Genomic DNA, 21700 nt, shown 5'->3' on the forward strand with positions numbered 1-21700 from the left:
TCATGATAAGACTGATGCGTTCCAAAATAGTATTGGCCCTTTCGTTGATGGTATTCGTCCTATTGATCGGGGTGCTGGGGTATAAGTTCTTTTCGGATTTTACATGGATCGAGGCCATCTACATGACCATTATTACGGTGACCACGGTAGGTTTTTCCGAAGTCAGACCTTTGGATGCCGATGCAAAGATTTTTACCGTATTTTTAATCGTAACCAGTGTCTTTATTTTCGGTTTCGCCATTTCGGTGGTGTCGGAATATATTTTGGCCAGAAATTCACTTGAACAGTTAAAAAAGAAAAAAGTGCAGAAACAAATCGATGGACTCTCCAACCATGTGGTCGTATGTGGATATGGTAGGAACGGGATGCAGGCAGCGGAAAAGTTGATGGCCTACAGGAAACCTTTCGTCGTAATTGAAAAGGACAAGGAAATCATTGAGCGCCATGGGGAAGAAGTGTTGTTTGTGGAGGGCGATGCCAATGAAGATGAAATCCTTATGCAAGCGGGTATTGACAGGGCCCAGTATTTAATCACCGCGGTCCCTGATGATGCCGCAAATCTTTTTGTAGTGTTGTCCGCGCGCCAATTGAATAGAAACTTATTCATCATCAGTAGGGCCTCGCAGATTACTTCTGTTAAAAAACTACAGTTTGCAGGGGCCAACAAAGTGATTATGCCCGACAAGATCGGTGGGGACCATATGGCATCCCTCGTCGTCATGCCCGACTTGATCACCTTTATGGACCAATTGTCCTTGGAAGGGGAACATACCACTAATTTGGAAGAGGTGGAGATCGAGGATTTTACGAGTCAGGTGGAGTGCAATTCACTTCGTGATCTGGACCTGAGAAGAAAAACGGGCTGTACCATAATCGGTTATATCGATCCCAACGGAAAATACATTATCAACCCGGAGGCAGATCTGGAACTACAACCTAAAAGTAAGGTCATTGTACTAGGTAGACCGGAGCAGATTCGAAAGCTCAACCAAATGTTCCAAATAGGATAGTTTAACAGGCATTAATTTTTTTGCGTTGAATTTTTTTAGGATATTGGGGCCTTTACAAAAAACTAACATAACCAAAACATTATTATGAAGTATAGACTTCTTACTTTGCTTAGTTTCATCATACCAGCTCTTTCTTTTGCACAAGAAAGCACATCAGAAAAAATCGACGCAGTTTTTTCTAGCTACACAGGTTGGTTCGTACGAGCTATTTTTTATGAAATCCCTTTCTCGGAGCAATTTAAAATCCCTTGGGTTTTGATTGTTTTGATCGGAGGTGCCCTATACTTTACCTTTTATTTCAAGTTGATCAACTTTACTGGATTTGGAACGGCCATTAGAGTGGTTAGGGGTAAGTACGAGGACATTGAAAAGCATGGGGTGGACCATCTTTACGGAGATGTTGCAAAAGAGCATGATTTACCCGATACATTGAGGGACGAATCCGCACATGGAGAGGTTTCCCACTTTCAGGCTTTAACGGCCGCCTTATCGGCAACGGTAGGTTTGGGGAATATTGCAGGTGTTGCGGTAGCCTTGTCCATTGGTGGACCTGGGGCTACTTTTTGGATGATTTTGGCCGGACTATTGGGTATGGCGTCCAAGTTTGCTGAATGTACCTTGGGGGTAAAATATAGGGATGTAGGTAAGGATGGTACCGTTTATGGGGGACCCATGTATTACTTGACCAAAGGCCTTAAGGAGAAAAAAGCAGGAGGACTGGGTAAAGTGCTCGCCGTGCTGTTCGCTATTTTTGTAATTGGAGGTTCGTTCGGTGGCGGAAACATGTTCCAGGCCAACCAGGCTGCAGCTCAGTTCGTGGAGTTGTTCGGGATGCAAGGTGATAATGCCGGAATGTACTTTGGTGTTGGTATGGCGGTCTTGGTGGCGATTGTGATCATCGGGGGAATCAAGAGGATTGCCTCTGTGACCGAAAAAGTAGTACCGTTCATGGCAGGAATCTATGTGTTGGCCGCCTTGATCATTTTGGGAGCCAACTTCTCATCCATAGATGATGCCTTCGGGTTGATTTTTGAAGGAGCGTTCTCAGGTTTAGGAATTGCCGGAGGTTTGATCGGTGTAATGATCCAAGGGGTAAGAAGGGGAGCTTTCTCCAATGAGGCCGGTGTAGGTTCAGCGGCCATTGCCCACTCCGCGGTAAGGACCAAATATCCTGCAAGTGAAGGAATAGTTGCCCTTTTGGAACCCTTTGTGGATACTGTGGTCATTTGTACCATGACAGCCTTGGTGATCATCATTACCAATTATGAATCAGGTTTCTTGGAATATGGCACCGCAATTACCGAAGGTGTTGAGATTACTGCTACGGCATTTGATTCGGTAATACCTCACTTTTCAATTGTATTGACCATTGCAGTGATTTTGTTTGCCTTCTCTACCATGATTTCATGGTCGTATTACGGTATGCAAGGTTGGATGTATCTTTTTGGAAAAAGCAGGACCAGTGACCTAACCTATAAGATTCTTTTCTTGTTCTTCGTAATTGTAGGTGCTTCCATCAGTCTTGGATCGGTAATCGACTTTTCCGATGCGATGATTTTTGCCATGGTGGTGCCCAACATTATTGGGGTGTTGATATTGACCCCGGTTGTGAAAAAGGAATTGAACAAGTATATGAACGCCATCAATAAAAAACACGATGCACTGGAAGATGGTGCAGAGGATTTGGCGGAAAAAATGTAATACTTCTCCAGATGAAATTAAAATCCCACTTCAGATTCAATAAACAGGAACGAAGTGGGATTTTCTTTTTGTTGCTGGTCATCATAGGGCTGCAAGTGGCATTTTACTTTGTAAAGGGCGAAACATTTCGAGGGGAGTCCCAAATTTTCGTGGATGAGATGGCCCAGGCAAAGTTGGATAGTCTCAAATCCACCGCTCACGAGGATAGTTATGTGATGTATCCTTTCAACCCCAATTATATCTCAGATGAAAAAGGATATACTTTGGGATTGACCACTGAGGAACTCGATAGATTGTTTGCTTTTAGGGAAAAAGGACGGTTTGTAAACTCGGCGCAAGCATTTCAGGAAGTAACCCAGATATCCGATTCCTTACTGGAGGCCATTGCTCCCTACTTTAAATTTCCGCAGTGGAAGGAATGGGAAACGTCTTCAACCAAAAAGAACCAAAGCAACCTCCCTAAAGAAATCTTTACCATAAAGGATTTGAATGCGGCCTCGGCAGAAGATTTGAAAAAGATCAACGGAATCGGGGAAACCTTATCAGCAAGAATTGTAAAGTTTCGGGATAAGTTAGGTGGCTTTCTGGTCAATGAACAACTTTATGATGTATATGGACTAGCCCCGGAAATCGTAGATAAGGTTTTAGGTCAATATAAGGTGCTCCAACCTCCAACCATTCAAAAGATACCTGTTAATACAGCCACGGTGGACCAATTGGCCCATTTGATATACATTAATTACAACCTCGCCAAGCAAATTGTTCAATATCGAGAAGAAAATGGCGACTTCACCTCACTTGACGAATTAACAAACGTTACATCTTTTCCAAAGGAAAGGATTGACAGAATTAAGTTATATTTGGCCCTATAAATAAGAGCGAATGGTTACGGAAACGTTGTCCAAAATGAACTTTGATTATTCGGAGACCCAAAAGATGGTCGCTGAGTCTGCCAGGGATTTTGCCCAGCAGTATATATTGCCCCATGTAATGGAATGGGACGAGGCCCAGACATTTCCCGTTGAGCTGTTCAAGAAGGCCGGGGAGTTTGGATTTATGGGAATTTTGGTGCCCGAGGAACTTGGTGGTTCCGGTCTGGGGTATCATGAATACATTGCCGTCCTTGAAGAAATTTCAAAAGTGGACCCTTCCATTGGGCTGTCGGTAGCGGCGCATAATTCCCTTTGTACCAACCATATATTGTCCTTTGCCAACGAAGACCAGTTGCAACGCTGGATTCCAAAATTGGCTTCGGGCGAATGGATCGGGGCTTGGGGGCTGACCGAGCACAATACCGGTTCCGATGCTGGTGGTATGAACACTACTGCGGTTAAGGAAGGAGATTATTGGGTGTTGAACGGTGCCAAGAATTTCATTACCCATGGCAAAAGCGGTAATATTGCCGTGGTGATTGCCAGAACAGGGGAAAAGGGAGATAGTCATGGGATGACGGCCTTTGCTGTTGAAAAAGGAACTCCTGGTTTTAGCAGCGGTAAAAAAGAAAATAAATTGGGTATGCGTGCCAGTGAAACGGCGGAAATGATTTTTTCCGACTGTAGAATTCCCGATGCCAACCGATTGGGCGAAGTGGGCGATGGTTTTATCCAGTCCATGAAAGTTTTGGATGGAGGACGTATTTCCATTGGGGCCCTTTCCTTGGGTATTGCCAAAGGTGCTTATGAAGCGGCCCTTAAATATTCCAAGGAACGTGTGCAGTTTGGAAAGCCTATTTCCGAATTTCAGGGAATATCCTTCAAGCTGGCCGATATGGCCACGGAGATCGAGGCATCCGAGTTGTTACTTCATAAAGCTGCCTTCTTGAAAAACGAGGGAAGACCGGTAACCAAATTGGGGGCCATGTCCAAAATGTATGCTTCGGAAGTATGCGTAAAAGTGGCCACCGAAGCGGTACAGATCCATGGAGGTTATGGCTATACCAAAGATTTTCCGGTGGAGAAATTCTACCGAGATTCCAAATTGTGCACCATAGGGGAGGGTACCACGGAAATCCAAAAGTTGGTCATATCCAGAAAAATTCTGAAGTAATTTGTTTCGTAACAAATTATTAAATGTATATTTGCGCTCCCAAAATATAAAAGAAAGGAGGTTGTAGCCCATGTTAATTATACCAGTTAAAGAAGGAGAAAACATCGATAGAGCTTTAAAGCGTTTCAAACGTAAGTTCGATAAAACAGGTACCATGCGTCAGTTGAGAAGCAGACAGCAGTTCACAAAACCTTCTGTACAGCGTAGAGCTGAAATTCAGAAAGCCCAGTACATCCAAGGTTTGAGAGATCAAGAGGAAGTATAGGTTTCTGATCACCATATTTAAATCCCGTTCCGTTATCGGAACGGGATTTTTTGTTTTCAGGCTTGGGGGAATATCAATTTGGCTACCTTTGAGATATGTCCATGCAAGCCTTCACATCTTACCTAAAACTGGAGAAGAACTATTCCGACCATACCGTAAAGGCTTACGGAAGGGATTTGGATACATTTATGAGCTTTTGTAGGGACAACTACGATGAAACCGATATTGATGCTGTAGGGTATCCCATGATTCGTAGCTGGATTGTATCCCTGTCCAATGAAGGGGTTTCTAACCGGTCCATCAACCGAAAAATATCTTCTTTACAGGCTTATTACAAATTTCTCTTGAAGATTGGCGAGATTACTGCTTCACCATTGGCCAAACACAGGGCTTTAAAAACCGAGAAGAAAGTGGAAGTGCCCTTCTCCGAATCCGAAATGGAACTTATCCTCACCGAAATTCCTTTTGAGGAAGGTTTTGAGGGGGAAAGAGACAAACTTATAGTGGAGTTGTTATACGCCACCGGAATGCGTAGGGCCGAACTGGTAAATCTCAAGCTTGCCGATATTGATTTGGCCAACCATACCTTAAAGGTATTGGGTAAAAGGAACAAAGAACGCATTATGCCCATGCTCCCGTCCACGGTACGGCAGATCAAGGCGTATTTGGAGCTGCGCAACGGGCTGGAACACGCCCATGAAACACCTTACCTTTTATTAACAAAAGAAGGTCTTAAAATTTATGAAACACTTGTTTATCGTACCATAAATAAGTATTTTAGTTTAGTGTCCCCCAAGGTAAAAAAGAGCCCACATATATTGAGGCACACCTTTGCAACCCATTTGTTGAACAGGGGCGCAGATTTGAATTCCGTGAAGGAATTATTGGGTCATTCGAGTTTGGCATCCACACAAGTGTACACGCACAATAGCATTGCCGAACTCAAGAAAATTCATCAAAAGGCCCATCCAAGAAACAAGAAATGATCGTTTCTTGTATTGTTTAACTCCACTGTCACTTGACAGTACTTTAAAAACTATGTCTTATGAAAGTAAATGCACAATCGGTAAATTTTGTGGCTGATGGTAAGCTCCTCGACTTTATCCAGAAACGAATGGATAAGATGGACCTATTTTATGACAAGGTCATTGATTCGGAGGTTTTTTTAAAAGTGGACAACACGAGTGCAAAAGAAAATAAGATAGTGGAAATCATGGTTTCCGTACCCCGGGACAAATTCATGGTAAAAAAGCAGTGCAAGACCTTTGAAGAGGCAGTTGATTCGGCCTGTAGTTCTTTGGAAAGACAATTGGTAAAACGAAAAGAGAAATTAAGGGCGAAAGCCTGATCAAAATTTTTGAAATTTTATTTTGATTAAAAGAAAATATCTCTACATTTGCAGTCCGTTAGAAATAGCGGACTTTTTTTGTGACCGAAAGGGGTTCAAAATGCCGATATAGCTCAGTTGGCTAGAGCACGTGATTTGTAATCTCGGGGTCGTGGGTTCGAGTCCCTCTATCGGCTCGTAAGGTACTGAAAATAAGGCGGGGAGATACTCAAGCGGCCAACGAGGACAGACTGTAAATCTGTTGGTTTTCACCTTCGCAGGTTCGAATCCTGCTCTCCCCACAAAAGGTGTTCTGCGGAACATAGCGGAAGGGAAGTTTTTTGAAATAATGGAACTTGGGGTAAAACCCAAAAAAAATGCGGGAGTAGCTCAGTTGGTAGAGCGTCAGCCTTCCAAGCTGAATGTCGCCGGTTCGAACCCGGTCTCCCGCTCTAAATTTGAAACCGCGGTTTCAATTATTAAGGTTGAAGTTTTGGCGAGCGTGACTTGCAACTTTAAACTCTAAACCTGATAACCCATAGGCCGGTGTAGCTCAGGGGTAGAGCGTTTCCTTGGTAAGGAAGAGGTCAGGGGTTCAAATCCCCTCATTGGCTCAAAACGATTTGTACACTAATATAAACTAAGATTAAAATTATTTTAAAATGGCAAAGGAAACTTTTGATCGTTCCAAACCCCACTTAAATATTGGTACCATTGGACACGTGGATCACGGTAAAACTACATTGACTGCCGCTATTACAACTGTATTGGCCAACGCAGGTCTTTCTGAGATGAGAAGCTTTGATTCCATCGACAATGCACCAGAGGAAAAGGAGAGAGGTATTACTATCAATACTTCACACGTTGAGTACCAAACGGCTAACCGTCACTACGCCCACGTTGACTGTCCTGGTCACGCGGATTACGTTAAGAACATGGTTACCGGTGCTGCTCAGATGGACGGTGCCATCTTGGTTGTTGCTGCAACCGATGGTCCTATGCCACAAACACGTGAGCACATCCTTTTGGGTCGTCAGGTAGGTATTCCTCGTATCGTTGTTTTCTTGAACAAAGTTGACATGGTGGATGATGAGGAGCTTTTGGAGCTTGTTGAGATGGAAGTGAGGGAATTGCTTTCTTTCTACGAGTACGATGGTGACAACGGTCCCGTAATCGCTGGTTCTGCACTTGGTGCTTTGAACGGTGAGCAAAAATGGGTTGACACTGTAATGGAATTGATGGAAGCTGTTGATAGCTGGATCGAACTTCCTGAAAGGGATGTTGATAAGCCTTTCTTGATGCCTATCGAAGACGTGTTCACCATTACCGGTCGTGGTACTGTTGCCACAGGTCGTATCGAAACTGGTGTTGCCAACACGGGTGACCCTGTAGAGATCATTGGTATGGGAGCTGAAAAATTGACTTCAACCATCACTGGTGTTGAGATGTTCCGTAAGATTTTGGATAGAGGTGAGGCTGGTGACAACGTTGGTCTTCTTCTAAGGGGTATCGAAAAATCCGATATCAAAAGAGGTATGGTAATCTGTAAGCCAGGTTCCGTTAAGCCACACGCTAAATTCAAAGCTGAGGTGTATATCCTTAAAAAAGAAGAAGGTGGTCGTCACACTCCATTCCACAACAACTACCGTCCTCAGTTCTACGTACGTACAACTGACGTAACAGGAAACATCAACCTTCCTGATGGAGTTGAAATGGTTATGCCAGGTGACAACTTGACAATCACTGTTGATTTGATCCAACCTATCGCATTGAACGTAGGTCTACGTTTCGCTATCCGTGAGGGTGGTAGAACTGTAGGTGCTGGTCAGGTTACTGAGATTCTAGATTAATCATTTTACAATAAATAGTACACTAAAGGGTGTCTCGGTTTACCCGGGATACCTTTCAGTGTAATTATAAACGGGTGTAGCTCAGTTGGTAGAGCACTGGTCTCCAAAACCAGGTGTCGGGAGTTCGAGTCTCTCCTCCCGTGCAAGAAAATACAAGAAGAATTATGATCGCTTACATAAAGGAATCATTCCAGGAATTGAAGAGCAATGTTACTTGGTTGGAAAGGGCCAAGGCATCTAATCTGATGGTCATTGTTGCAGTTTTTTCAATCTTGTTCGCATTGGTAACGTGGGGGGTGGATTCCCTCTTCAGTAAGTTGATCAGATTGTATTTTGAAAAATTAATAGGATAACGATCGGTATGTCTGAGGTTCTGGAGAAAAAATGGTATGTGGTAAGAGCGGTCAGTGGTCAAGAGAACAAGATCAAGGGCTATATAGAGAGCGAGGTAGAACGCGCCGGATTTGGCGACTATCTTGACGAGGTTCTTGTCCCTACCGAAAAAGTTGTACAGATCAGAAACGGAAAGAAAATCAATAAAGAAAGGGTTTACTTTCCTGGATATATCATGATAAAGGCCAATTTGGGAGGTGAGATGGTACACATCATCCGATCCATTACCAATGTGATTGGCTTCTTGGGAGAAACCAAAGGAGGTGATCCCGTGCCTTTGAGAAAATCAGAGGTGAACCGTATGTTGGGGAAAGTGGACGAGTTGGCCGTCAATACGGACAACGTGGCCATTCCATTTGTGCTGGGTGAAACGGTCAAGGTTATTGATGGACCTTTCAACGGATTCAATGGAACCGTTGAAAAAATCAATGAAGAAAAGCGTAAGCTAGAGGTTATGGTGAAAATCTTTGGAAGAAAAACACCATTGGAACTCAGCTATATGCAAGTTGAAAAAGTATAACAAGAGCTGTTACATATAAAAGCTGTGTTGCTTCCAATTGACACAACTTTGAATTTAATTAGAAACAATGGCAAAAGAAGTAAGTAAGGTAGTTAAATTACAAGTTAGGGGAGGTGCTGCGAACCCATCGCCACCGGTTGGACCCGCCTTAGGTGCTGCCGGTGTTAACATCATGGAGTTCTGCAAGCAGTTCAATGCTCGTACGCAGGACAAACAGGGCAAGGTATTGCCTGTTGTTATCACCGTTTACATGGACAAATCTTTCGAGTTTGTCGTAAAAACACCACCTGCGGCAGTTCAATTGATGGAAGCGGCGAAGATTAAAAAAGGATCTGGCGAACCTAACAGGGTGAAAAATGGTACCGTATCATGGGACCAAGTGAAAACCATCGCAGAAGACAAAATGGCGGATTTGAACGCATTCACCATCGAGTCTGCAATGAGTATGGTAGCAGGTACTGCAAGATCTATGGGTCTTAAGGTATCGGGAACCAAACCTTTTTAAAATCTTAAAGCAATTAGTAAATGGCAAGATTGACTAAAAAGCAGAAAGAGGCCCAGGCCAAGATAGACAAGAACAAGCTCTATTCTTTGGAAGAGGCATCAGCTTTGGTAAAAGAAATAACCAATGTAAAATTTGACGCATCGGTTGATATCGCTGTTCGTTTGGGTGTAGATCCCAGAAAAGCGAATCAAATGGTACGTGGCGTTGTTACCCTTCCACACGGAACCGGTAAGGATGTAAAGGTTTTGGCATTGGTGACACCTGATAAAGAAGCAGAGGCCAAAGAGGCCGGTGCCGATTTTGTTGGGTTGGATGAATATTTGGATAAGATCAAAGGCGGTTGGACCGATGTTGATGTGATCATCACCATGCCAAGCGTTATGGGAAAATTGGGTCCATTGGGTAGAGTATTGGGTCCAAGGGGCTTGATGCCCAATCCAAAAACAGGTACAGTGACCATGGATGTTGCAAAAGCGGTATCCGAGGTCAAGGCAGGTAAAATCGACTTTAAGGTAGACAAGACCGGAATTGTACACGCTGCAATTGGAAAGGCTTCTTTCTCAGCCGATAAAATCGCTGGGAACGCCAAGGAATTGATCGATACCTTGGTGAAATTGAAACCTTCAGCGGCAAAAGGTGTTTACATGAAGAGCATCCACTTGTCCAGTACCATGAGTCCCAGTGTTCAATTAGATCCTAAAGCAGTTTAATTAACTGGTAGTTCAATATTTTAACTATGACAAGAGAAGAAAAAGCAATCGTAATAGAAGATTTGACTGCACAGTTAGCTGAAAACGCCAATATTTATTTGGCCGATATTTCAGGATTGGATGCCGTTGCCACTTCTAACCTAAGAAGGGCATGTTTTAAGGCGAACATTAAACTTGCGGTCGTAAAGAACACCTTGCTTGCAAAGGCAATGGAAGCTTCTGATAAGGAGTTTGGTGAACTTTCCAGTGTGTTGAAAGGCAATACATCTTTGATGTTGTCCGAGACAGGGAATGGCCCAGCTAAGCTTATCAAGGACTTTAGAAAAAAATCGGATAAACCTTTGTTGAAAGGAGCCTTTATCGAAGAGGCTGTCTATATCGGTGACCAAAACTTGGAAGCACTTGTGAACATCAAGTCCAAGGAAGAAGTTATCGGGGACATCATCGGATTGTTGCAATCACCAGCCAAGAACGTTATTTCTGGTCTTAAGTCTGGTGGAGGTAAATTGGCCGGTATCCTTAAAACCTTATCTGAGAAGTAATTCGCGCACAATAAACTAAGTATATTTTTAAACATTTTTATTAAACGATAGAAAAAATGGCAGATTTGAAAGATTTTGCAGAACAGTTGGTTAACCTTACCGTAAAAGAAGTAAACGAGTTGGCTGACATCCTTAAGAACGAATACGGTATCGAGCCTGCTGCTGCTGCAGTAGCTGTTGCCGCTGGCGGTGCCGCTGGTGGTGGTGAAGAAGCCGCTGAGGAAAAAACCGAATTCGACGTAATCCTTAAAGCAGCTGGTGCCTCTAAATTGGCAGTAGTTAAATTGGTTAAGGAATTGACCGGTCTTGGTCTTAAAGAGGCTAAAGACATCGTTGACAGCGCACCTAAAGCTGTTAAGGAAGGCATCTCCAAAGATGAGGCCGAAGGCATCAAAAAATCATTGGAAGAAGCAGGAGCAGAAGTTGAGCTTAAATAATAGCTTTTCCCATACAAGTTTGGTTAAGGTCTTTCCATTTTATGGTTAGACCTTAGCCTATTTTAATAAGGAGTGTATAAAGCCGTACACAGACCCGAATAGTATTCACGTTCAAAATTTGTCCATAGATGTTCACAAACACTATTGAAAGAGTTAATTTCGCATCCGCTAAGAACATACCGGAATACCCGGATTTCTTGGACATTCAGATCAAATCATTTCAAGATTTTTTCCAGCTTGAAACCAAATCTGACGAAAGAGGGAACGAAGGTCTCTACAACACCTTCATGGAGAATTTTCCAATCACCGATACCAGAAACCAGTTTGTACTGGAATTTTTGGATTACTTCATAGATCCACCACGATATTCCATCCAAGAATGTATCGAGCGTGGACTTACCTATAGCGTTCCATTAAAGGCACGTCTTAAACTGTACTGTACCGATCCCGAGCACGAGGATTTCGAGACCATCGTACAGGACGTATACTTGGGTACCATACCTTACATGACCCCTAGCGGGACATTCGTGATCAATGGTGCCGAAAGGGTCGTTGTTTCCCAGTTGCACAGGTCGCCCGGCGTTTTCTTTGGGCAGTCCTTCCACGCTAACGGAACAAAACTGTACTCGGCCAGGGTAATTCCTTTCAAGGGATCTTGGATCGAGTTTGCTACGGACATCAATGGCGTTATGTACGCTTATATCGACCGTAAGAAAAAATTACCGGTAACCACCCTTTTCCGTGCCATTGGCTTTGAAAGGGACAAGGATATTCTTGAAATCTTCGACCTTTCCGAGGAAGTGAAGGTTTCCAAGGCCGGACTTAAAAAAGTATTGGGCCGTAAATTGGCCGCAAGGGTGTTGAACACATGGCATGAGGATTTCGTGGACGAGGATACCGGTGAAGTGGTTTCCATCGAGCGTAACGAGATCATCTTGGACCGTGATACCATTTTGGAGAAAGAGCATGTAGACGAGATCATTGATGCCGACGTGAAAACCATCTTGCTTCACAAGGAGAACAATGCACAGTCTGACTATGCCATCATCCACAATACCTTGCAAAAGGACCCTACCAACTCTGAAAAGGAAGCGGTAGAGCACATTTATAGACAATTGCGTAATGCCGAGCCGCCCGATGAGGAGACCGCTCGTGGTATTATCGAGAAATTGTTCTTCTCCGATCAACGATACAGCCTTGGAGAGGTGGGCCGTTACAGGATGAACAAGAAATTGGGCTTGGATATTGGTATGGACAAAGAAGTGCTTACCAAGGAAGATATCATCACCATCATCAAGTATTTGATTGAGTTGATCAACTCCAAAGCAGAGATCGATGATATCGACCACTTGTCCAACCGACGTGTAAGGACCGTTGGGGAACAATTGTCCCAACAGTTTGGTGTAGGTTTGGCCCGTATGGCCCGTACCATCCGTGAGCGTATGAACGTTCGTGACAACGAAGTGTTTACCCCGATCGATTTGATCAACGCCAAGACTTTGTCTTCCGTGATCAACTCCTTCTTCGGTACCAACCAGTTGTCCCAGTTCATGGACCAGACCAACCCGTTGGCAGAGATTACACACAAGAGAAGATTGTCTGCCCTTGGACCAGGGGGTCTTTCCCGTGAAAGAGCCGGTTTCGAGGTGCGTGACGTTCACTATACCCACTACGGAAGATTGTGTCCCATCGAGACACCTGAAGGACCTAACATTGGTTTGATTTCTTCATTGTCCGTATTTGCCAAGGTAAACCCAATGGGCTTTTTGGAAACTCCATACCGCAAGGTGGAAAATGGAGTGGTGGATACCAAAGCGTTCAGCTACTTGAGTGCAGAGGAGGAAGAAGGAATGAAGATTGCCCAGGCCAACATTCCGTTGAAAGAAGATGGAACAATAGATAGGGATAAGGTTATTGCCCGTGAGGAAGGTGACTTCCCTGTGGTAGATCCAGCGGAAGTAAACTATACGGACGTTGCACCGAACCAGATTGCGTCCATTTCTGCATCCTTGATTCCGTTCTTGGAGCATGATGATGCGAACCGTGCCTTGATGGGATCGAACATGATGCGTCAGGCCGTTCCATTGTTGCGTCCAGAATCCCCGATCGTAGGTACAGGTCTTGAAAGACAAGTGGCCACTGATTCAAGGGTATTGATCAATGCCGAAGGAAATGGTGTTGTGGAGTATGTGGATGCACAGAAGATTACCATCAAGTATGATAGAACCGAGGAAGAGCGCTTGGTAAGCTTCGAGGAAGATTCCAAGACCTACGAATTGGTGAAATTCAGAAAGACCAACCAAGGTACCAGTATCAACCTGAAGCCTATCGTGAGAAAAGGTGATAAGGTGAAAAAAGGACAGGTACTTTGTGAAGGATATGCTACCGAAAAAGGAGAATTGGCCTTGGGTCGAAACATGAAGGTTGCCTTCATGCCTTGGAAAGGGTACAACTTCGAGGATGCGATCGTAATCTCTGAAAAAGTGGTACGTGAAGATATCTTTACCTCCATCCACGTGGATGAGTACGCACTTGAAGTAAGGGATACCAAATTGGGTGCGGAGGAATTGACCAATGATATTCCGAACGTTTCAGAAGAAGCCACCAAGGATTTGGATGAATACGGTATGATCCGTATCGGTGCCGAAGTGAAACCTGGGGATATCTTGATCGGTAAGATCACTCCAAAAGGGGAGTCCGATCCTACTCCGGAAGAAAAATTGTTGCGTGCCATCTTCGGTGATAAAGCCGGGGATGTGAAAGACGCTTCTTTGAAAGCTTCACCATCTTTGAGTGGTGTGGTCATCGATAAGAAATTGTTCTCCCGTTCCATCAAGGACAAGAGAAAACGTTCCGAGGACAAAGAGGCCATCGCAAGATTGGAGATGGACTACGAAGTGAAGTTCCAACAATTGAAAGATGTGTTGATCGAAAAACTTTTCGGTTTGATCAACGGAAAAACATCGCAGGGTGTAATCAACGATTTGGGTGAGGAAGTACTTCCAAAAGGAAAGAAATACACCATTAAAATGTTGAATGCTGTTGATGATTTCGCCCACTTGGTTGGTGGAAGCTGGACAACGGATGAGGATACCAATGAGTTGGTGGCCGACCTATTGCACAACTATAAGATCAAGTTGAACGATATTCAAGGTAACTTGAGAAGGGACAAATTCACGATTTCCGTGGGTGACGAACTTCCTGCAGGTATCATGAAATTGGCCAAAGTATACATCGCCAAAAAACGTAAGTTGAAGGTAGGTGATAAAATGGCCGGTCGTCACGGTAACAAAGGTATCGTGGCCCGTATCGTTCGTCAAGAGGATATGCCGTTCTTGGAAGATGGAACCCCTGTGGATATCGTATTGAACCCGCTGGGTGTACCTTCAAGGATGAACATCGGTCAGATCTACGAAACCGTTTTGGGTTGGGCAGGTTTGAAACTGGGCCAAAAATATGGTACCCCAATTTTTGATGGTGCTACCTTGGACGAGATCAACGAGCTTACCGACAAAGCCGGTGTACCAAGATTTGGACATACACACCTTTATGATGGTGGAACCGGTCAACGATTTGACCAAGCTGCTACCGTTGGTGTGATCTATATGTTGAAATTGGGCCACATGGTGGATGATAAGATGCACGCACGTTCCATTGGACCATACTCATTGATCACACAACAACCATTGGGTGGTAAGGCCCAGTTTGGTGGTCAGCGTTTTGGTGAGATGGAGGTATGGGCATTGGAAGCCTATGGCGCATCATCTACCCTAAGGGAAATCTTGACGGTGAAGTCCGACGACGTGATCGGAAGGGCCAAGACCTATGAATCCATTGTGAAAGGTGAAACAATGCCTGAACCTGGATTACCAGAATCTTTCAACGTATTGATGCACGAGCTTAAAGGATTGGGCTTGGATATCAGACTGGAAGAATAGAACACTATATTACATTAATTATATCATCACCATATTGTTATGGCTAGAATAAAAGACAATAACGCACCAAAAAGGTTCAACAAAATCTCCATCGGATTGGCTTCTCCAGAGTCTATCTTGGCCGAGTCCCGTGGCGAGGTGTTGAAGCCTGAAACCATTAACTATAGAACGCACAAACCTGAGCGTGATGGATTGTTCTGCGAGCGTATTTTTGGTCCAGTAAAAGACTATGAGTGTGCCTGTGGGAAGTACAAGCGTATCCGTTACCGAGGAATTGTTTGTGACCGTTGTGGTGTTGAAGTAACAGAGAAAAAAGTACGTAGGGACCGTGTAGGACACATCAACCTAGTGGTTCCGGTGGCGCACATCTGGTACTTCCGTTCATTGCCGAACAAAATAGGATACCTTTTGGGATTGCCTTCCAAAAAGTTGGACATGATCATTTACTACGAAAGATATGTGGTCATCCAACCTGGTATTGCCAAAGGTCCGGAAGGTGAGGAAATCCAAAAATTGGATTTCTTGACCGAGGAGGAATACTTGAACATTTTGGAGTCCCTTCCCACTGAAAACCAGTATTTGGAAGACACGGACCCCAACAAGTTCGTTGCTAAAATGGGTGCCGAATGTTTGATCGACCTTTTGGCTCGTATCGACCTAGAGCAGTTGTCGTACGAACTACGTCACAAGGCAAATACCGAAACCTCCAAGCAACGTAAGACCGAAGCCTTGAAACGCCTTCAGGTGGTTGAGGCCCTTCGTGAGTCTCAGGACAACAGGGAAAACAGACCTGAATGGATGATCATGAAGGTGATTCCTGTGATCCCACCAGAATTGCGTCCGTTGGTGCCATTGGATGGTGGTCGTTTCGCCACTTCCGATTTGAACGATTTGTACAGACGGGTGATCATCCGTAACAACCGTTTGAAGCGTTTGATGGAAATCAAGGCACCAGAGGTGATCTTGCGTAACGAAAAACGTATGCTTCAGGAAGCTGTGGATTCGTTGTTCGATAACACAAGAAAGGCATCTGCGGTTAAAACCGAGTCCAATAGACCATTGAAATCCCTTTCAGATTCCTTGAAAGGTAAACAAGGTCGTTTCCGTCAAAACCTTTTGGGTAAACGTGTGGATTACTCCGCTCGTTCGGTAATCGTCGTTGGACCGGAAATGAAATTGTACGAATGTGGTCTTCCAAAAGACATGGCGGCCGAGCTTTACAAACCGTTCATCATCCGTAAGTTGATCGAGAGGGGGATTGTAAAGACCGTTAAATCTGCCAAAAAAATCATAGATAAAAAGGAGCCCGTGGTTTGGGATATCCTTGAAAACGTCCTAAAAGGACACCCTGTATTGTTGAACCGGGCCCCCACATTGCACCGATTGGGTATCCAAGCGTTCCAGCCTAAACTGATTGAAGGTAAGGCGATCCGTTTGCACCCATTGGCCTGTACCGCATTCAACGCGGATTTTGATGGGGACCAGATGGCGGTACACTTGCCATTGGGGCCAGAGGCCATTTTGGAAGCTCAATTGTTGATGTTGGCTTCACAGAACATCCTTAACCCTGCCAACGGTTCCCCGATCACCGTACCTTCCCAGGACATGGTTTTGGGATTGTACTACATGACCAAAGAGAAAAAGTCTACCCCGGAAGAGCCTGTTAAGGGCGAAGGGTTGACTTTCTATTCTCCCGAGGAAGTGGAAATTGCCTTTAACGAGCAGAAAGTTGCATTGAACGCCGGTATTAAGGTAAGGACCAAGGACTTCAACGAAGAAGGGGAATTGGTCACCAAAATTATTGAAACAACGGTAGGTCGTGTATTGTTCAACACCGTGGTGCCAGAACAAGCAGGATACATCAATACCGTATTGAACAAGAAAGCGCTTCGTAACATCATTGGTGATATCCTTGCGGTAACCGATGTGCCTACAACGGCTGATTTCTTGGATAAGATCAAATCCATGGGATATGAGTTCGCCTTTAAGGGTGGATTGTCCTTCAGTTTGGGAGATATCATTATCCCAGCAGAGAAGCATGAGATGATCGCCGAGGCCAATGAGCAGGTAGATGGTATCATGATGAACTATAACATGGGTCTTATCACCAACAACGAACGATACAACCAGGTTATTGATGTTTGGACCTCTACCAACGCTATGTTGACCGAATTGGCCATGAAGCGAATTCGCGAGGACAAACAAGGATTCAACTCTGTGTATATGATGTTGGATTCAGGTGCGAGGGGTTCCAAGGAACAGATTCGTCAGTTGACCGGTATGCGTGGTTTGATGGCCAAGCCTAAAAAATCCACAGCAGGTGGTGGTGAGATTATCGAGAACCCGATCCTTTCCAACTTTAAGGAAGGATTGTCCATCTTGGAATACTTTATCTCAACCCACGGTGCGCGTAAAGGTCTTGCCGATACCGCTTTGAAAACTGCGGATGCGGGTTACTTGACCAGACGTTTGGTGGATGTTTCCCAGGATGTGATCATCAACATCGAGGATTGTGGCACGTTGAGAGGTATTGAAGTGGAGCCATTGAAGAAAAATGAAGAGATTGTTGAAACCCTTGGTGAAAGAATCTTGGGTAGGGTATCCCTTCATGATGTATACAATCCGTTGACTGAGGAATTGATCTTGAAAGCAGGTCAGGAAATCTCTGAAGCCGATGTGAAGAAAGTGGAAGCAGCTCCTATCGAAAGAGTTGAAGTAAGGTCACCGTTGACCTGTGAGGCTCCTCAGGGAATCTGTGCAAAATGTTACGGTAGAAACCTTGCGACCAACAAGATGGTTCAACGAGGTGAAGCTGTTGGTGTGGTTGCTGCCCAATCCATTGGGGAACCAGGAACACAGTTGACATTGCGTACCTTCCACGTTGGTGGTATTGCAGGTAACATTTCTGAGGATAGCCGATTGGAATCCAAGTTTGATGGTATTGCCGAGATTGAGGATTTAAGGGTTGTTGAAGGAGAGAACAGTGAAGGTAAGAAGACCAACATTGTAATTTCCAGGACCACGGAGATCAAGATCATCGATGCCAAGACGGGAATAACGTTGAGTACCAGCAATATTCCTTATGGATCACAATTGTTCGTGAACGATGGCGACAAGATTACCAGAGGAACCGTGATTTGTCAGTGGGATCCTTATAACGGTGTTATTGTTTCCGAGTTTACGGGACAGATTGCATACGAGAATATAGAACAAGGGATGACTTACCAAGTTGAAATCGATGAACAGACCGGTTTCCAAGAAAAAGTTATTTCCGAATCAAGGAACAAGCGTTTGATCCCAACCTTGTTGATCAAGGATGGTAAAGGAGAAACCTTGCGTTCTTACAACTTACCTGTTGGTTCCCACTTGATGGTGGACGACGGTGAGAAGATCAAGGAAGGTAAAATCTTGGTGAAGATTCCACGTAAATCTGCCAAGGCAGGGGATATCACCGGTGGTCTTCCAAGGGTAACCGAGCTTTTCGAAGCAAGGAATCCATCCAACCCTGCCGTGGTTACCGAAATTGACGGTGTGGTATCCTTCGGTAAGATCAAGCGTGGAAACCGTGAGATTATCATCGAGTCCAAAACTGGCGAGGTGAAGAAGTACTTGGTGAAACTTTCCAACCAGATTTTGGTTCAGGAAAATGACTACGTACGTGCCGGTATGGCATTGTCCGATGGGTCGATTACCCCAGAGGATATCTTGGCCATCAAAGGACCTTCTGCAGTACAGCAATACTTGGTGAACGAAGTTCAGGAAGTATACCGTTTACAAGGTGTGAAGATCAACGATAAGCACTTTGAGGTTGTGGTAAGACAGATGATGCGTAAAGTACAGATCGAAGATCCGGGAGATACCATTTTCTTGGAGAACCAATTGGCTCACAAGGACGACTTCATCCATGAGAATGATGAGATCTTTGGTAAGAAGGTGGTGGAAGATGCAGGAGACTCCGAAAGGTTGAAGCCTGGTCAGATTGTTACCGCACGTCAGCTAAGGGATGAGAACTCTATTCTTAGAAGAGAGGACAAGACCCTTGTAACGGCAAGAGATGCTGTAGCAGCAACTGCTACACCTATCCTTCAAGGTATCACTAGGGCGTCGTTGCAGACTAAATCGTTTATCTCTGCAGCATCGTTCCAGGAAACTACCAAAGTATTGAACGAAGCCGCTGTAAACGGTAAGGTTGATGGTTTGGAAGGATTGAAGGAAAATGTAATCGTTGGACACAAGATTCCGGCCGGTACCGGTATGAGGGATTATGACAGTATCATCGTGGGCTCGAAAGAGGAATATGATGAGATCATGGCCCGAAAAGAGGAATTCAAATTCTAAATACAAACAAAACCCTGGCCAAATGGTCAGGGTTTTTTTATTATAAAGAAAGACACATATTTATGGCTGATCAGAACCAAAATCAAAAACAGATCAATATAGAGTTGGATGAGAAGACCGCTGAGGGAACCTATTCCAATTTGGCAATCATCAACCATTCCGTATCGGAATTTGTGGTCGATTTCATTAGTTTGATGCCGGGCGCTCCGAAAGCAAAAGTTAAGAGCCGTATCATTCTTACGCCGCAGCATGCCAAAAAATTCTTGAAGGCATTGAACGACAATGTGGCCCGTTTTGAGAAAGCACATGGTCCCATCAAAGACTATGAGCAACCAGCAATCCCATTGAATTTTGGACCAACGGGAGAAGCTTAAAACTTTTTCAAAAGAATAACTTCTTATAAGGATTTACTCAAACTCCGAAGTGTAGTGCAACTTTACCGTAGGGTATTTTTGTTGTGTCATCTGAAGGGAAAAGGGTGAATCGGCCAAAAATACCAATTGACCTCTTTTATCCGTGGCCAAGAACTTCTGTTTTACACGTTTGAATTCGGCAAACTCTTCATTGTTCTTGTTCTCCGGCTCCACCCAGCAGGCCTTGTAAACAGGGAAGTTTTCATAGGTACATTTGGCTCCGTATTCATGCTCCAAGCGGTATTGGATTACTTCATATTGGAGGGCCCCAACGGTTCCTATCACTTTTCTGCCATTCAGCTCAAGGGTAAACAGCTGGGCGACACCCTCGTCCATAAGCTGGTCGATGCCTTTGTACAATTGCTTCGCTTTCATCGGATCTGCATTGTTGATGTACCTGAAATGCTCTGGTGAAAAGCTTGGAATGCCTTTATAATGGAGTTTTTCACCACTGGTCAGCGTATCACCGATCTTGAAGTTTCCGGTGTCATGTAGTCCCACAATGTCACCTGGATAGGAAATATCCACAATCTCTTTCTTTTCGGCAAAAAAAGCATTGGGGCTGGAAAACTTCAGCTTCTTATCCTGACGGACATGCAGGTAAGGGATGTTCCTTTCAAAAGTCCCCGATACTACTTTTATAAAAGCCAAACGGTCACGGTGCTTGGGATCCATATTGGCGTGGATTTTAAAAACAAATCCAGAAAATTCCTTTTCGTTGGCCTTCACCAAGCGCTCTTCCGCCATTTTAGGCCTTGGAGAAGGGGCAATGTCCACAAAACAGTCCAACAGCTCACGGACACCAAAATTGTTCAAGGCCGAGCCAAAGAAAACGGGTTGGAGTTCGCCTTTAAGGTAGGCTTCCTTGTCAAACTCGGGATATACACCATTTACCAATTCCAAATTGTCCCGAAGATTTTCAGCAGCTTTGGAGCCGATGATCTTTTCCAGTTCGGGACTGTCAATATTATCAAAAGCAATGGTTTCCTCAATATTTTTTTTACTGTTACCGCTAAATAGGTTGATGTTCTTTTCGTAGATATTGTAGATGCCCTTAAAATCGTATCCCATCCCGATAGGAAAACTCAACGGGGTAACGGAGAGTCCCAATTTTTGTTCCACTTCGTCCAAAAGGTCAAAGGCATCCTTTCCTTCACGGTCCAGTTTGTTGATGAAAACAATCATGGGGATGTTTCGCATACGACATACTTCCACCAATTTTTCGGTCTGTTCCTCCACACCTTTGGCCACGTCGATTACCACAATCACACTGTCCACTGCTGTGAGGGTCCTAAAGGTATCCTCGGCAAAATCCTTGTGCCCGGGAGTATCCAAAATATTGATTTTCTTGTCTTTGTAGATAAACGCCAATACCGAGGTGGCGACCGAGATTCCCCTTTGGCGTTCTATTTCCATAAAGTCACTGGTGGCCGATTTTTTGATCTTATTGCTCTTTACGGCACCGGCCTCTTGGATGGCCCCTCCGAACAAAAGCAATTTTTCGGTCAAAGTGGTTTTACCGGCATCTGGGTGGGAGATGATCCCAAACGTTCGTCTTCTTGCTATTTCCCTTTCAAAATCCATCAACAAAAATTTCGGCAAAAATAGGGGAATTATCTGTTTTGAGCCACATTTAGGATAGGATTGCCAATTGTTGATATCATTGGAAAAAAATAGAGGGCAATGATACTTCAAAATCAAAAAG

General features: G+C 44.3%; 18 protein-coding genes and 5 tRNA genes. 22 read left to right on the plus strand and 1 reads right to left on the minus strand.

From position 1 onward, the window contains the following. The first annotated feature begins 2 nt into the window (after positions 1-2). The 22 genes from D2U88_RS18530 (at position 3) to D2U88_RS18635 (ending at position 19956) form a co-directional block, all read left to right on the plus strand. Positions 3-1010 carry a potassium channel family protein gene (locus tag D2U88_RS18530; protein ID WP_119642035.1) on the plus strand — a complete coding sequence of 336 codons (1008 nt, stop codon included), beginning with the start codon at positions 3-5 and terminating at the stop codon, positions 1008-1010. Positions 1011-1094: 84 nt separating this feature from the next. Then, positions 1095-2711 (plus strand): alanine/glycine:cation symporter family protein, encoded by a 1617-nt coding sequence (locus D2U88_RS18535; RefSeq protein WP_119642036.1) that lies wholly within the window; start codon positions 1095-1097, stop codon positions 2709-2711. A gap of 11 nt (positions 2712-2722) precedes the next feature. Next, positions 2723-3583, plus strand: coding sequence for a ComEA family DNA-binding protein (locus D2U88_RS18540; RefSeq protein WP_119642037.1), 861 nt, complete (start codon positions 2723-2725; stop codon positions 3581-3583). A 34-nt stretch (positions 3584-3617) separates the two neighbouring features. Next, entirely contained in the window at positions 3618-4757 is a 1140-nt protein-coding gene (locus D2U88_RS18545; RefSeq protein ID WP_119642260.1) for an acyl-CoA dehydrogenase family protein, read from the plus strand. 70 nt (positions 4758-4827) lie between these two features. Next, positions 4828-5022 (plus strand): 30S ribosomal protein S21, encoded by a 195-nt coding sequence (gene rpsU, locus D2U88_RS18550; protein ID WP_119642038.1) that lies wholly within the window; start codon positions 4828-4830, stop codon positions 5020-5022. 95 nt (positions 5023-5117) lie between these two features. After that, positions 5118-6008 carry a tyrosine-type recombinase/integrase gene (locus D2U88_RS18555; protein WP_119642039.1) on the plus strand — a complete coding sequence of 297 codons (891 nt, stop codon included), beginning with the start codon at positions 5118-5120 and terminating at the stop codon, positions 6006-6008. A 59-nt stretch (positions 6009-6067) separates the two neighbouring features. Then, positions 6068-6370, plus strand: a complete 303-nt coding sequence (gene hpf / locus D2U88_RS18560) for a ribosome hibernation-promoting factor, HPF/YfiA family (protein ID WP_119642040.1) — start codon at positions 6068-6070, stop codon at positions 6368-6370. A 102-nt stretch (positions 6371-6472) separates the two neighbouring features. Then, positions 6473-6546 (plus strand) — tRNA-Thr (locus tag D2U88_RS18565). Between the two features lie 22 nt (positions 6547-6568). Then, positions 6569-6651: transfer RNA gene (locus tag D2U88_RS18570), tRNA-Tyr, on the plus strand. 77 nt (positions 6652-6728) lie between these two features. Then, positions 6729-6801: transfer RNA gene (locus tag D2U88_RS18575), tRNA-Gly, on the plus strand. Between the two features lie 90 nt (positions 6802-6891). Continuing rightward, positions 6892-6963, plus strand: a tRNA-Thr gene (locus D2U88_RS18580). Positions 6964-7011: 48 nt separating this feature from the next. After that, entirely contained in the window at positions 7012-8199 is a 1188-nt protein-coding gene (gene tuf, locus D2U88_RS18585) for an elongation factor Tu (RefSeq protein ID WP_119642041.1), read from the plus strand. Positions 8200-8269: 70 nt separating this feature from the next. Next, positions 8270-8342 (plus strand) — tRNA-Trp (locus D2U88_RS18590). 21 nt (positions 8343-8363) lie between these two features. Next, positions 8364-8552 (plus strand): preprotein translocase subunit SecE, encoded by a 189-nt coding sequence (gene secE / locus D2U88_RS18595; RefSeq protein WP_119642042.1) that lies wholly within the window; start codon positions 8364-8366, stop codon positions 8550-8552. Positions 8553-8560: 8 nt separating this feature from the next. Further along, positions 8561-9112, plus strand: coding sequence for a transcription termination/antitermination protein NusG (gene nusG, locus D2U88_RS18600; RefSeq protein ID WP_119642043.1), 552 nt, complete (start codon positions 8561-8563; stop codon positions 9110-9112). A 67-nt stretch (positions 9113-9179) separates the two neighbouring features. After that, positions 9180-9617, plus strand: coding sequence for a 50S ribosomal protein L11 (rplK, locus tag D2U88_RS18605; protein WP_108424153.1), 438 nt, complete (start codon positions 9180-9182; stop codon positions 9615-9617). A gap of 20 nt (positions 9618-9637) precedes the next feature. Next, a complete protein-coding gene (rplA, locus tag D2U88_RS18610) occupies positions 9638-10327 on the plus strand; it encodes a 50S ribosomal protein L1 (RefSeq protein ID WP_119642044.1) in 690 nt (229 codons plus the stop codon). Between the two features lie 26 nt (positions 10328-10353). Continuing rightward, entirely contained in the window at positions 10354-10869 is a 516-nt protein-coding gene (gene rplJ / locus D2U88_RS18615) for a 50S ribosomal protein L10 (protein WP_119642045.1), read from the plus strand. Between the two features lie 56 nt (positions 10870-10925). Further along, the gene (gene rplL / locus D2U88_RS18620; protein WP_119642046.1) at positions 10926-11306 is read left to right on the plus strand and encodes a 50S ribosomal protein L7/L12; all 381 of its coding nucleotides are present in this window, start codon (positions 10926-10928) and stop codon (positions 11304-11306) included. A gap of 128 nt (positions 11307-11434) precedes the next feature. Next, positions 11435-15244 carry a DNA-directed RNA polymerase subunit beta gene (gene rpoB, locus D2U88_RS18625; protein ID WP_119642047.1) on the plus strand — a complete coding sequence of 1270 codons (3810 nt, stop codon included), beginning with the start codon at positions 11435-11437 and terminating at the stop codon, positions 15242-15244. Positions 15245-15283: 39 nt separating this feature from the next. Next, positions 15284-19582, plus strand: a complete 4299-nt coding sequence (gene rpoC / locus D2U88_RS18630; RefSeq protein ID WP_119642048.1) for a DNA-directed RNA polymerase subunit beta' — start codon at positions 15284-15286, stop codon at positions 19580-19582. A gap of 62 nt (positions 19583-19644) precedes the next feature. Beyond that, positions 19645-19956, plus strand: a complete 312-nt coding sequence (locus D2U88_RS18635; protein ID WP_119642049.1) for a DUF3467 domain-containing protein — start codon at positions 19645-19647, stop codon at positions 19954-19956. Between the two features lie 33 nt (positions 19957-19989). On the opposite strand, the gene D2U88_RS18640 is transcribed toward D2U88_RS18635, so the two are convergent. Continuing rightward, a complete protein-coding gene (locus D2U88_RS18640) occupies positions 19990-21579 on the minus strand; it encodes a peptide chain release factor 3 (protein WP_119642262.1) in 1590 nt (529 codons plus the stop codon). Between the last annotated feature and the right edge of the window lie 121 nt (positions 21580-21700).

The organism is Flagellimonas aequoris, assembly GCF_003584165.1.
Taxonomy (GTDB): Bacteria; Bacteroidota; Bacteroidia; order Flavobacteriales; family Flavobacteriaceae; genus Flagellimonas; species Flagellimonas aequoris.

What these genes read in the sequence shown, in the direction of transcription:
- D2U88_RS18530 (WP_119642035.1), top strand. Translation starts at nt 3, where the DNA reads ATGATAAGACTGATGCGTTCCAAAATAGTATTGGCCCTTTCGTTGATG.
- D2U88_RS18535 (WP_119642036.1), top strand. Translation starts at nt 1,095, where the DNA reads ATGAAGTATAGACTTCTTACTTTGCTTAGTTTCATCATACCAGCTCTT.
- D2U88_RS18540 (WP_119642037.1), top strand. Translation starts at nt 2,723, where the DNA reads ATGAAATTAAAATCCCACTTCAGATTCAATAAACAGGAACGAAGTGGG.
- D2U88_RS18545 (WP_119642260.1), top strand. Translation starts at nt 3,618, where the DNA reads ATGAACTTTGATTATTCGGAGACCCAAAAGATGGTCGCTGAGTCTGCC.
- rpsU (WP_119642038.1), top strand. Translation starts at nt 4,828, where the DNA reads ATGTTAATTATACCAGTTAAAGAAGGAGAAAACATCGATAGAGCTTTA.
- D2U88_RS18555 (WP_119642039.1), top strand. Translation starts at nt 5,118, where the DNA reads ATGTCCATGCAAGCCTTCACATCTTACCTAAAACTGGAGAAGAACTAT.
- hpf (WP_119642040.1), top strand. Translation starts at nt 6,068, where the DNA reads ATGAAAGTAAATGCACAATCGGTAAATTTTGTGGCTGATGGTAAGCTC.
- tuf (WP_119642041.1), top strand. Translation starts at nt 7,012, where the DNA reads ATGGCAAAGGAAACTTTTGATCGTTCCAAACCCCACTTAAATATTGGT.
- secE (WP_119642042.1), top strand. Translation starts at nt 8,364, where the DNA reads ATGATCGCTTACATAAAGGAATCATTCCAGGAATTGAAGAGCAATGTT.
- nusG (WP_119642043.1), top strand. Translation starts at nt 8,561, where the DNA reads ATGTCTGAGGTTCTGGAGAAAAAATGGTATGTGGTAAGAGCGGTCAGT.
- rplK (WP_108424153.1), top strand. Translation starts at nt 9,180, where the DNA reads ATGGCAAAAGAAGTAAGTAAGGTAGTTAAATTACAAGTTAGGGGAGGT.
- rplA (WP_119642044.1), top strand. Translation starts at nt 9,638, where the DNA reads ATGGCAAGATTGACTAAAAAGCAGAAAGAGGCCCAGGCCAAGATAGAC.
- rplJ (WP_119642045.1), top strand. Translation starts at nt 10,354, where the DNA reads ATGACAAGAGAAGAAAAAGCAATCGTAATAGAAGATTTGACTGCACAG.
- rplL (WP_119642046.1), top strand. Translation starts at nt 10,926, where the DNA reads ATGGCAGATTTGAAAGATTTTGCAGAACAGTTGGTTAACCTTACCGTA.
- rpoB (WP_119642047.1), top strand. Translation starts at nt 11,435, where the DNA reads ATGTTCACAAACACTATTGAAAGAGTTAATTTCGCATCCGCTAAGAAC.
- rpoC (WP_119642048.1), top strand. Translation starts at nt 15,284, where the DNA reads ATGGCTAGAATAAAAGACAATAACGCACCAAAAAGGTTCAACAAAATC.
- D2U88_RS18635 (WP_119642049.1), top strand. Translation starts at nt 19,645, where the DNA reads ATGGCTGATCAGAACCAAAATCAAAAACAGATCAATATAGAGTTGGAT.
- D2U88_RS18640 (WP_119642262.1), bottom strand. Translation starts at nt 21,579, where the DNA reads ATGGATTTTGAAAGGGAAATAGCAAGAAGACGAACGTTTGGGATCATC.